Source organism: Massilia genomosp. 1, from assembly GCF_011682185.1.
GTDB classification, from domain to species: Bacteria; Pseudomonadota; Gammaproteobacteria; order Burkholderiales; family Burkholderiaceae_D; genus Telluria_A; species Telluria_A rubra.
In genome coordinates this window covers 20,124-31,463 of sequence record NZ_WHJF01000082.1, presented here as the reverse complement: position 1 = coordinate 31,463, position 11,340 = coordinate 20,124, and the positions used below count along the sequence as shown (strand labels likewise).

General features: G+C 64.1%; 7 protein-coding genes. 2 read left to right on the top strand and 5 right to left on the bottom strand.

The genetic code is table 11. The features are described from left to right. Nucleotides 1–123: 123 nt before the first annotated feature. Genes F1735_RS24540 through F1735_RS24530 form a run of 3 tightly spaced genes read right to left on the bottom strand, consistent with a single transcriptional unit; the run spans nucleotide 124 to nucleotide 7,843 of the window. On the bottom strand, nucleotides 124–987 hold the full coding sequence (locus F1735_RS24540; protein ID WP_373888579.1) for a CheR family methyltransferase: 864 nt from the start codon (nucleotides 985–987) through the stop codon (nucleotides 124–126). Further along, entirely contained in the window at nucleotides 975–5,873 is a 4,899-nt protein-coding gene (locus F1735_RS24535) for a hybrid sensor histidine kinase/response regulator (RefSeq protein WP_167239362.1), read from the bottom strand. Before F1735_RS24535 ends, F1735_RS24540 begins: the two co-directional genes overlap by 13 nt. Further along, complete coding sequence (locus F1735_RS24530) at nucleotides 5,870–7,843, bottom strand: putative bifunctional diguanylate cyclase/phosphodiesterase (protein WP_373888578.1); 1,974 nt, start codon at nucleotides 7,841–7,843, stop codon at nucleotides 5,870–5,872. The genes F1735_RS24535 and F1735_RS24530 overlap by 4 nt, the downstream gene beginning before the upstream one ends. Nucleotides 7,844–8,282: 439 nt before the next feature. Here F1735_RS24530 and F1735_RS24525 point away from each other — a divergent pair, with 439 nt between their 5' ends. Then, nucleotides 8,283–8,999, top strand: a complete 717-nt coding sequence (locus F1735_RS24525) for a helix-turn-helix transcriptional regulator (RefSeq protein WP_167239361.1) — start codon at nucleotides 8,283–8,285, stop codon at nucleotides 8,997–8,999. Here the strand turns inward: F1735_RS24525 and F1735_RS24520 are convergent. After that, nucleotides 8,974–9,264 (bottom strand): helix-turn-helix domain-containing protein, encoded by a 291-nt coding sequence (locus tag F1735_RS24520; protein ID WP_229505934.1) that lies wholly within the window; start codon nucleotides 9,262–9,264, stop codon nucleotides 8,974–8,976. The genes F1735_RS24525 and F1735_RS24520 overlap by 26 nt on opposite strands. A 144-nt stretch (nucleotides 9,265–9,408) precedes the next feature. On the opposite strand from F1735_RS24520, the gene F1735_RS24515 reads away from it, so the two are divergent. Next, nucleotides 9,409–9,996, top strand: coding sequence for an acyl-homoserine-lactone synthase (locus tag F1735_RS24515; protein ID WP_167239360.1), 588 nt, complete (start codon nucleotides 9,409–9,411; stop codon nucleotides 9,994–9,996). Nucleotides 9,997–10,174: 178 nt separating this feature from the next. Here the strand turns inward: F1735_RS24515 and F1735_RS24510 are convergent, their stop codons facing one another. After that, complete coding sequence (locus F1735_RS24510) at nucleotides 10,175–11,194, bottom strand: hypothetical protein (protein WP_167239359.1); 1,020 nt, start codon at nucleotides 11,192–11,194, stop codon at nucleotides 10,175–10,177. Nucleotides 11,195–11,340 lie beyond the last annotated feature (146 nt).

Sequence of the window (11,340 nt, the reverse complement as noted above, 5' to 3'; positions counted from 1 at the left end):
CGCTTCATTGACTGTCCCGTTCAATTGGGTAGGGACGCTATCGCCCGCGACATTCCGATTTAAGTTGAAAAACTCCGGCATCGGAAAAGTGACGCTGCGGCGGCGGTTTATGCAACATTCAGGCTAGGCGACGCGCTTGTACCACGCCTGGTGCGCAAACACCGGCCGGTAGCTGGCCGCCAGGGTGTCGCCCGGCGCCAGTTCGCGGTCGATGCCCAGCACCCCGAACAGGGCCAGGCTGTCATGGAACAGGCGCAGCGCGCGCTGGCGCAGAACCGGCCCGAAATCGGCCAGCGCGCGCCGGCATACGATCAGCTGGAACTCGTTGAACGAGGCATCCGTCACCAGGTTGTACTGGGCCCACGTGATGCGGCTGCGCAGCGCCGGCAACAGCACCGCGCGCTTGCCGCGCACGTCGAAATAGTCGGTCAGCTTGGCCGTGCCGCCACTTTTCAGGTAATTCTCCTGATACTGCGCCATGCGCTCCATCGGAATGCTGGCCTCCAGCGCTTCGGCCAGCAGTTCCTCGTTGGCGACGGTAGCGAAAATCTCGGTGCGATGGTGCATCTGCTGCTCGGCCAGCAAAATGGCCAGCGACCACGCTTCCTCCACATGCGCGCATTCGGGCAGCCACACTTTCGGCAGCGCCGACGCGCCGAGGCATGCGAGCACCTTGCGCGTCTGGCGCACTTGCTCCGGGTCGTCGAACAAGAACGCCGGCCGCACGCTCAGCGCGCGCAGCAGGGCCGAGGCGGCAGCCGGGTCGTGCAGCACCCGGTCCTGCAGCAGCGACACCGTCGCCAACGCGCGCTCGGCCATCAAGCCGAGCACCCGCCGTTTCAGGCCGGGCCGGTCGTAGGCGCGAAAGTCGAAGCCGTAGCGCTGGAAGACGCCTTCGAGCAGCAGGTCGATTTCCAGTTTGTCGTCGTCCTCCCGCGCGACGGCGGCAACGCAGCCCTGCCTCGCCGGCCCGTTCAATGCAGCCACACCCGCATCAGCGACAGCAGTTGGGCCACATCGACCGGCTTGGTGATGTAGTCCGAGGCGCCAGCGGCGATGCACTTGTCGCGGTCGCCCTTCATCGCCTTGGCGGTCAAGGTGATGATCGGCAGCGACTTGAACTTCGGTATGCGCCGGATCGCGCGCATGGTGTCGTAGCCGTCCATCTCCGGCATCATGATGTCCATCAAAACGATTTCGATGGTCGGGTCTTTTTCCAGCACCTCGATGCCGTCGCGGCCGTTTTCGGCGAACGAGACCTGCATCTGCTGGCGTTCCAGCAGCGACGACAGGGCGAAGATGTTGCGCAGGTCATCGTCGACGATCAGCACCTTGCGCCCGGCCAGGCCGCCGTCGGCCGCGTGGATTTCTTCCAGCATGCGGCGCTGCAGTTCCGGCAGCGAGGCGTGCGAGCGGTGCAGGAACAGGGCCGTTTCGTCGAGCAGGCGTTCGGGCGAACGCGCATCCTTGATGACGATGGTCTTGGCGTAGCGCTTGAGCTTTGTCACTTCCTTGCGGCTCAATTCCTTGGCGGTGTAGATCACGATCGGCAGGTCGCGCAGGGCAGGGTCCTTGCCGATCACGTCGAGCAGGTCGAAGCCGCTGATGTCGGGCAGGGTCAGGTCCAGCACCATGCAGTCGAAGTGCGAGCCGCGCAGCGACGCCAAAGCGGCTGCGCCGGTTTCCACGGCCACGATGCGCAGGTCGCTGTCGCCAATCAGGGCCACGATCGAGTCGCGCTGCATTTTCTCGTCATCGACCACCAGCAGGCTGCGTTTGCCGCCCAACAGGAATTTCTGGATGCGCGTGAATTCTTCCTGCAGCGCCTCGCGCTCGACCGGCTTGCCGATGTACGAAATGGCGCCCTGGCGCAGCGCCCGTTCGCGCTCGCGCAGGGTGGACATCACATGCACCGGAATGTGGCGCGTGCTCGGGTCGCGTTTCAGGCGGTCGAGCACCGTGAAGCCGTCGATGTGGGGCAGGTCGAGGTCGAGCAGGATGGCCGACGGCAGGTAGTCGCGCGCCAGCGACAGCGCCGAGTCGCCCTGGTGCGTCACGATCGCCTTGAAGTTCTTTTCGCGCGCGAAGTCCATCAGTTCCTTGGCGAAGCGTTCATCGTCCTCGATGATCAGCACCGACGGGTCGCCCGGGGCGATCAGCCCGCGGTCGTCCAGCACCGATGCGTATTCGACCAGTTGCGCATGCGCCATCGCCGCTTCACGCGCCGCGCCGCTGTCGTACGGCGTCACCGTGCTGGCAACGACCACGGTCGATGGCGGCGGCGCCAGGCGGGCAGGCTGCGGCTGGCGCGCCTGGTCGTAGTTGATGAAGCCGGCCCGGTTGTAAGGCAGGAACAGGGTAAAGGTGGAGCCGGCGTTGACCACCGATTCGACCCGGATTTCGCCGCCCAGCAGGCGCGCCAGTTCGCGCGAAATCGACAGGCCAAGGCCGGTGCCGCCGTACTTGCGGGCAGTCGAGCCGTCGGCCTGCTGGAACGCTTCGAAAATCAGTTGCAGCTTGTCGGCCGCAATGCCCACGCCGGTGTCGCGCACCGAGAACGCCAGCACCGCGTCGGCATGCACCAGGTTCGGGTGGTCGCTGGTCCAGCCGCTCGTCACCAGCGAAATATCGAGCGAGACTTCGCCGTGGCTGGTGAACTTGAAGGCGTTCGACAGCAGGTTTTTCAGCACCTGCTGCAAGCGCGTGGTGTCGGTCATGACGGCGGTCGGCAGGGCGTCCGCCAGCAGCACCGTGAAGCCCAGGTGCTTCGCTTCGGCCATGTGGCGGAAGGTGCGGTCGACGTAGTTACGCAAGTTCGAGAAGCGGTATTCCGACACATCGAGTGTCACGGTTCCGGATTCGATCTTGGACAGGTCGAGAATGTCATTAATCAGAGTCAGCAGATCCGATCCGGAACCGTGGATCGTCTTTGCGAACTCTACTTGCTTTCCCGAGAGGTTGCCCTCCGGGTTATCCGACAGCTGCTGCGCGAGGATCAGCAGGGAGTTGAGCGGGGTGCGCAACTCGTGCGACATATTCGCCAGGAACTCGGATTTGTACTTGGACGACAGCGCCAGCTGGGTCGCCTTTTCTTCCAGCGCCAGCTTGGCCTGTTCCACCTCGCGGTTCTTGCGTTCCACCTCGATGTTCTGTTCGGACAGCAGGCGCGCCTTTTCGGCCAGTTCCTGGTTGGTCTGCTGCAGTTCCTGCGCCAGCGACTGCGACTGCGTCAGCAGCGACTCGGTGCGGCTGTTGGCCTCGATCGTGTTGAGCACCACGCCGATCGACTCCATCAACTGGTCGAGGAAGGAGAGGTGGGTTTCGGTGAAGCGGTCGAGCGAGGCGATTTCGATCACCGCCTTGACCTGCTGTTCGAACAGGATCGGCAGCACCACGATGTTGGTCGGCGGCGCCGCGCCCAGGCCCGACGAGACCACGATGTAATCGCGCGGCACGTCGGTCAGCCAGATGCGGGTTTTCTCGACCGCGCACTGGCCGACCAGGCCTTCGCCCGGCAAAAAGGAGGTGGCCAGCTTGCGGCTGGAACGGTAGCCGTAGCTGGCGATCATGCGCAGGCGCGCGTCGAGCTCCTGCGAGTCCATCATGTAGAACACGCCGTGGTGGGCCGACACCAGCGGCGCCAGCTCGGACAGGATCAGTTTTGTCACCGCCTGCAAGTCGCGCTGGCCTTGCAGCAGGCGGGTAAAGCGCGCCAGGTTGGTCTTGAGCCAATCCTGCTGCGCATTTTTCTGCGTGGTTTCCTTGAGGTTGCGGATCATCTCGTTGATGTTGTCCTTCAGGTAGGACACCTCGCCGCGCGCCTCCACCTGGATCGAGCGCGACAAGTCGCCGCGCGTCACGGCGGTGGCCACCTCGGCAATCGCGCGCACCTGGTTGGTCAGGTTGGCGGCCAGCTGGTTGACGTTCTCGGTCAAGTCCTTCCAGGTGCCGGCCACGCCGGACACATTGGCCTGGCCACCGAGCTTGCCTTCGGTGCCCACCTCGCGCGCCACGCGCGTCACTTCGGAGGCGAACGAGGACAATTGGTCCACCATCACGTTGATGGTGTCTTTCAGTTCCAGGATCTCGCCCTTGACGTCGACCGTGATCTTCTTGGACAGGTCGCCGCGCGCCACGGCGGTGGTCACCGCCGCGATGTTCCTCACCTGGCCGGTCAGGTTGGAGGCCATGAAGTTCACGTTATCGGTCAAGTCCTTCCAGGTGCCGCCCACGCCCGGCACGTAAGCCTGGCCGCCGAGTTTTCCTTCGGTGCCCACTTCGCGCGCCACGCGCGTCACTTCCGAGGCGAACGAGGACAATTGGTCCACCATCACGTTAATCGTGTTCTTCAGCTCCAGGATCTCGCCCTTGACGTCCACCGTGATCTTCTTGGACAGGTCGCCGTTCGCCACCGCCGTCGTCACGTCGGCAATGTTACGCACCTGGCCGGTGAGGTTGCCCGCCATCGAGTTCACGCCGTCGGTCAAGTCTTTCCAGGTGCCGGCCACGCCGGGCACGTTGGCCTGGCCGCCGAGCTTACCCTCGGTACCTACTTCGCGCGCCACGCGCGTCACTTCCGACGCGAAGGAATTCAGCTGGTCGACCATCACGTTGATGGTGTTTTTCAGCTCCAGGATCTCGCCCTTGACGTCCACCGTGATTTTCTTCGACAAGTCGCCGTTGGCCACGGCGGTGGTCACGTCGGCGATGTTCCTCACCTGGCCGGTGAGGTTGCCCGCCATCGAGTTGACCGAATCGGTCAAGTCCTTCCAGGTGCCGGCCACGCCTTTCACCTGCGCCTGGCCACCGAGTTTGCCCTCGGTGCCGACCTCGCGCGCCACCCGCGTCACTTCCGACGCAAAAGAGGACAACTGGTCCACCATCACGTTGATGGTGTTTTTGAGTTCGAGAATTTCGCCCTTGACGTCCACCGTGATCTTTTTCGACAGGTCGCCGTTCGCCACGGCGGTCGTCACCGCCGCGATGTTCCTTACCTGGCCGGTGAGGTTGGACGCCATGAAGTTGACGTTGTCGGTCAAGTCTTTCCAGGTGCCGCCCACGCCCGGCACGTAGGCCTGGCCGCCGAGCTTTCCTTCGGTGCCCACTTCTCGCGCCACGCGCGTGACTTCCGACGCAAACGAGCGCAGCTGGTCCACCATGACGTTGATGGTGTCTTTCAGTTGCAGGATCTCGCCGCGCACGTCCACCGTGATTTTCTTGGACAAGTCGCCGTTGGCCACCGCCGTCGTCACTTCGGCGATGTTACGCACCTGGGAAGTGAGGTTACCCGCCATCGAGTTGACCGAGTCGGTCAAGTCTTTCCAGGTGCCGGCCACGCCTTTCACCTGCGCCTGGCCGCCGAGCTTGCCTTCGGTGCCCACTTCGCGCGCCACGCGCGTGACTTCCGACGAGAACGAGGAGAGCTGTTCGACCATCGTGTTGGCGGTGGTGGCCGCGCGCAGGTACTGGCCCATGAGCGGATGGCCGTCCACTTCCAGCGCCATGGTCTGCGACAGGTCGCCCTTGGCCACCGCGCCGATCACGCGCGCCATTTCCGTGGTCGGGCGCACCAGGTCGTCGATCAGGGTGTTGACGGAGCTGATGATGGTGGCCCAGCCTCCCGCCACGTTCGGGACCGAGGCGCGCTTTTCCAGCCGGCCTTCGGCGCCGACCACGCGCGATACCTCGGTCACCGCCTCCACCATTTTTTCCTTGGTTTCGATGATGTCGTTCAGGGTATCGGCGATCTTGCCCGAAATGCCGCTCCAGTCGGATGGCATGCGCGCCGTGAAGTCGCCCTTCTTGAGCGCCATCAGGGTCGATAGCAGGAGCTTGATGTCCAGTTCTTCGGCCATGTCGGTCATGTTGTTCATCGGCTTTGTCCTCGTTTTTTGGGAGTTGAAAGAGCGGCCTGATTCTGGTTCGGGCTCGTTGTTGGTGGTATCTGCATGGTTGGTGCGCCGCAGCGGGCCTGCAGCAGCGCCAGCATGTCGGCCGCGTGCAGGGCGGGGCTGAGCAGTTCGCCCTGGTATTCGTCGCAGCCGAGCGACTTCAGCACGGCCAGCTGTTCGGCGGTATGCACGCCCTGGGCCAGCACCCGCAGCCCGAGCGCGCGCCCGAGGTGGACGATGGCGGCGGCCATGTCGGTGCCGCGCCCGACCCCGATGGCGCGCACGAAAGCGCGGTCGATCTTCATGGCGTCGAGCGGCAGCTCGCGCAGCATGGCCAGCGCCGCGCCAGCGCTGCCGAAGTCGTCGACCGTCAGGCGCACGCCGGCCGCTTTGAGCTGGCGCAGCACGGCCGCGCTGTCGCGCGTGTCGAGCAGCAGGTGTTCGGGAATTTCGAGTTCCAGCCAGCCGGCCGGCAGCTTGCAGCTGCGCAGGTGCGCCAGCACGCGCGCGGCCAGTTCGGGGCGGATCTGCAGCAGCGCCAGGTCGACCGCCATGACGACCTTGGACAGCCGGGCCGCCTGGGGCGCCGTTTGCGCCATCCGTGCGCGCCAGCGCGCCGCTTCGGCGCAGGCCGCGCCCAGCATCCATTCGCACACTTGTTCGAGCAGCAATCTGTCGGCCACGTCGGGCAAAAAGCGCGCCGCGGCGATCAGGCCGTGGCGCGGGTGGCGCCAGTACAGCAGCGCTTCGACCGCTACGACCGCGCCATCGGGCAGGGCGGCGCGCGGCTGGAACAGCAGTTCGAATTGCTTGCCTTCGAGCGCGGCATGCAGTTCGGCCACCCATTGGGCGCGTTCGCGTTCGCGCGTGTTGAGATCTTCGCGGAAAAACTCGATGCTGCCGCGCCGGTGCTGCTTGGCGTGGTACATCGCGGTGTCGGCGTTTTTCATCAGCTGCGCGGCGCTGCTCCCGTCCTGCGGGTACAGGCCGATGCCGATGCTGGTGGAGGTGGCGATGCGCTGGCCGTTGATCTCGAAGGGCCGCGTGTGCGCCTGCTCGATCTTGCGCGCCACCCGCGCCGCGTTGGCGGCCGCGCCGCGCCCTTCGAGCAGCACCACGAATTCGTCGCCGCCGAGGCGCGCCACCACATCCGACACGCGCACCGCCGCCAGCAGGCGCGCGGCGACCTGGCGCAGCAGTTCGTCGCCCACTTCGTGCCCCAGGGTGTCGTTGATCTGCTTGAAGCGGTCCAGGTCGAGGAACAGCAGCGCGAATTCGCCGCCGTGGCGGTCGGCCGTGGCGACCGCGTGTTCGAGCTGGGCGATCAGCGAGCGCCGGTTGACCAGGTTGGTCAGGGGATCGCGGATCGAGAGCGCCTGTGCGCGCTGTTCGGCCACCTTGCGTTCGGCCACTTCCTGTTCCAGCGCGCGGTTGATGCGCTCCAGGTCTTGCACGCGCTGCACGCGCAAGTCCTGGTTGAGCAGCGACAGTTCGCGCGTTTTCGCTTGCAGCTCGAGGTTCTTGCGGGTCAGGTCGACGAACACCGCCACCTTGGTTTGCAATACCTGCGGGATCACCGGCGTGAACAGGTAGTCGGCCGCGCCCTTGCTGTAGGCTTCGAGACGATGGCGCTCGTCGCCGTAGTGGGCGGTGATGAAGATGATCGGCACCGCGCTCGAACGCGGGTGCGAATGGATCGCCTCGGCGGTCTCGAAGCCGTCCATGCCGGGCATGTTGGCGTCGAGCAGGATGACGGCGAAATCGTGGGTCAGCACCATGCGCAGCGCTTCATGGCCGGAGCTGGCCTTGAGCAGTTCGTAGTGCTGCGCGCGCGTGGCCTCGGACAGCAGGCTTGCGAGCGCCAGCAGGCTGGCTGCGTCATCGTTGACGAGTAACACTTTCGGAATGATCTGCACGGTGCGGTAGGTCTGGTTAAATTGGCTGCCGATCACATTTTTTAGGACGGGAACGGCAACTGTATACCAGTGCGCCAGCCAGTCAAGGGTCCGGGTGGCCTGGCTTGATCAGCCTGCCCGGACCGGCAGCTTACCCTATTCGGCTACGATGGTAGCGTCAAGTTGCCTGAGCCTACCCGAGAATAAATTTCCCCGACGCACAATTCATTGCGGCCAAGGCCGATGTTGTGATTGCGCTACGCCTTCGGCTTGCTGCGATAAGTCAACCGGACGTAACTGGTAGTTTCATTTCTACGCGGAATCGCATGCCAAATTTGTTTAACGAGACACTGATGGAAAGCCTAAAATACTGACAAATAGTTACATTTTCGAATAATTTAGTTGATCACAAGACACCCGCTAGTGTCTCCACGCGATATTTGTGTAAAATAGGCAACAAAAGGGAGCGACGGCAATGGTGAAAATGGGACAACTGATGACGCTGTTGAAAAGCGACCATGAGAATGGCTGGAGTTCCGCCCTGTTTTCGCTGGCCCACGACCAGGGATTCGACCAGGTACTGTACGGCACGGTCGGCTCCAAGCATGTCAAGCTGGAGACGGCCTTCCTGCACAGCAATTACGCGGCCGCCTGGCGCACGCGCTACGACGCCGACAAGCTCCACTACGTGGACCCGACCGTCGCCCATTGCATGACCAGCTCGCTGCCGATCGTGTGGGAACCGGATACCTTCCACGCTCCCGCCCAGCGCGAGATGTACGAGGAAGCCTGCGGCTACGGCATTCGCTCCGGCATTACCTTTCCCATCCACGGGCCGAGCGGGGAGTTCGGCGTGGTCAGTTTTGCTTCCGACGCCGCGCCCAACGGCGACTTCGACAGCACCATCAGCCAGCTGATGCCCTCGCTCTCGCTGATCCGCGACTACGCCTTCGAGTCCTCTCTCAAATTCGTCGCGCCCAAGCCGGGCGCCGAGCCGCTGCCGCGCCTGACCAAGCGTGAGCTGGAAGTGCTCAACTGGGTCATGGTCGGCAAGTCTTCATGGGAAATCTCGAAGATCGTGCTCTGCTCCGAGGCGACGGTGAATTTTCATATCGGTAACATCCGCGTGAAATTCAACGTCAACACCCGGCAGCAGGCACTGGTCAAGGCGATCAGCCTGGGCATCATCAGCCCGGAAGATCCCCATCGCTGAGCTTACCCTTGACATACAGCTTCACCAAAATCGCCACCGGCGCTGGAATGCCCAGGCCGGTTTCGAAGCGGCTGCCGCTCGACTGGGTCACGCCGAAGCGTCCCCAGAATTTTTCCTGGCTTTCGCGCTTGCTGATCCTGAACCGTTTTAATTCGCTGTGGGGCGTGCTTGCCATCGTTGCCGCAGTCGCAGCGCCGCTGTCGTGATCGATCCCGCCGCGCTGTTCTGCCACGGCCGTCGTCTGGTAGTTGAAATCCTGAGCCATACCGTTCCTCGCAAACAAAAGGGCAGTATTCCATTCACTGTGCTTACAAGCCACCTAGCAACTCTACTAGTTATGCTAATGCAATTTTTGCATGATTCTTCATGCAAGCAGCATAACTTTTATATATAAAGCGAGGTACCTAAGATGGCTCTGCATATTCGAATCGCCGCACGGCGCGAATTCAAGTCGCGCGACTTGTGGGAGATGCACAAACTGCGCGCCAAGGTGTTCAAGGACCGGCTGGGCTGGGAAGTGCCGATCATGAGCGGCATGGAAATCGACGGTTACGACGCCCTCGAACCGTTGTACATGATGATCCGCGAGCCGGGCGGCGGGCCGCTGCGCGGCTGCTGGCGCATCTTGCCGACCGAAGGCCCCTACATGCTCAAGGATTCCTTTGCGCAGCTCCTGCACGGCCAGGATGCCCCCGAAAACGCCCGCATCTGGGAACTGTCGCGCTTCGCCATCGAAACCGACGGCAACCCGCGCTTCGGCTTTTCGGACATTACCATGGAATCGATCGGGGAAATCATCAGTTATGGCCATCACGCCGGGCTGGACCAGTACGTGACGGTCACCACGGTCGCCATCGAACGCCTGCTGCGCCGCGCCGGGGTGTTGACCACGCGCTTCGGCGATCCGGTCCAGATCGGCGTCGAGCGCGCGGTGGCCTTGTATGTGGACATCGCGGGCACCTACGAAGCCATGTTCGAGGCGCGCCTGGCGTCATAGCAGCCTGTCGGACTTGGGATCGTCGGCTGCAAAAATACCTGGGACGGTCCATATTTCGCCGCTTTCTCGGCCAATAGCTCGCTATTGGCACTGCGAAATCGTCAAAATCTGGCCTCGCCCAGCTATTTTTTCGCTTCGACTCCCCAAGTCCGACAGGCTGCTAGCCGCTTGCCGGCTACTACTCGGCCGGGGCCGCCGGAAAGGCGGCAATGCGCGCCGCCAGCAGGCGCCAGGACGGCAGGGCCGCCTGCAACTGGGCGTGCGCCGTGTTGCTCGCCGCCGGCCCGGCCAGCAAGACATTTTTCAGGTCATCGAGCTCGGCCCGCAGGGCGCGCGTGCCGGCGGCGGCGATGCGGATGCCGGCGCCGATCCGGTCCATGCCGCTCAGGTAAGCCGACAAGGTCGGCAGCAAGCCTTGCAGATACACCGCTTCGGCCATCACCGAGGCCTGGCCCTCGCGGAGTTGCTCGAGCTGGCGCATGACGTTCTTGAGTGCGCCGCTGTGCGCCTCGATCTCGGCGCCGGCCTCGGCTGCATCCGGGCCGGCCAGCCAGTGACTGTGGCGCCGCACGCGCGCCTCGGCCAGCCGTCCCTGCAAGGTATTGACCTGTTGCGCCAGGATGAAGGCGTGGACATGGTCGGCCTGCAGGCGCCCGGTCACCATCACCGTATCGGTTTCCAGCGCGCCCGAGGCGCGTCCCATCTGCGCCAGGTAGCTGCCGACATCCTGGTCGAGGGCGGACAGCGCATCGGCCGGGGCCGCCAGGCGCCGCACCAGGGCGTCGATCAGGCGCACCGCGCCGGGGCCGGACGAGGGCCGCCCGTGGAACATGTTCAGCAGCGCCGTGGCCAGCGGCGCGGCATCCTGCGCGAGCAGGCTCTCGCCCAGGTGGCGCAGGCCGTCCAGGGCGCTGTGCAGGCCGGGCCGGCTGCGCGTGGCCCAGGCCGCCGCCAGGGTCTTGACCATGAACAGGTACTGGCTGACCATCGGCCGGCCGCGCCCGGCGCGCTCGGGCAACTGGGCGATACGCTGCGACAGGCTGTCGATATCGCCCGACAGTTCGAGGATGATGCCCGCGCCGAGACCGATGCCGGGACTCCAGAACACGCCGCCGCCGGGCGTGCGCACGGATGGCTCGCGCAGGGCCGCCGGCTGGGCGGGAGAGAGCTGGGGGGAGAATGAGGCCAGGTGTGCCATGGTGATGTTTCCAGTCATGGTTCGGTTGATCGGCTTGATCGGCGGGTAGGAAAATTCGCTTGACGGACTATTACAAACCCGTCCGGTGGAGGCGGGAAGCTGGCAGGATTGTTAGGGCGGGAAGGGGGCAAAACGGGGCAAAACGG

Coding starts and splice junctions, on each gene's coding strand:
- F1735_RS24535 (WP_167239362.1), bottom strand. CDS start 5,873: ATGAACAACATGACCGACATGGCCGAAGAACTGGACATCAAGCTCCTG.
- F1735_RS24525 (WP_167239361.1), top strand. CDS start 8,283: ATGACGCTGTTGAAAAGCGACCATGAGAATGGCTGGAGTTCCGCCCTG.
- F1735_RS24520 (WP_229505934.1), bottom strand. CDS start 9,264: ATGGCTCAGGATTTCAACTACCAGACGACGGCCGTGGCAGAACAGCGC.
- F1735_RS24515 (WP_167239360.1), top strand. CDS start 9,409: ATGGCTCTGCATATTCGAATCGCCGCACGGCGCGAATTCAAGTCGCGC.
- F1735_RS24510 (WP_167239359.1), bottom strand. CDS start 11,194: ATGGCACACCTGGCCTCATTCTCCCCCCAGCTCTCTCCCGCCCAGCCG.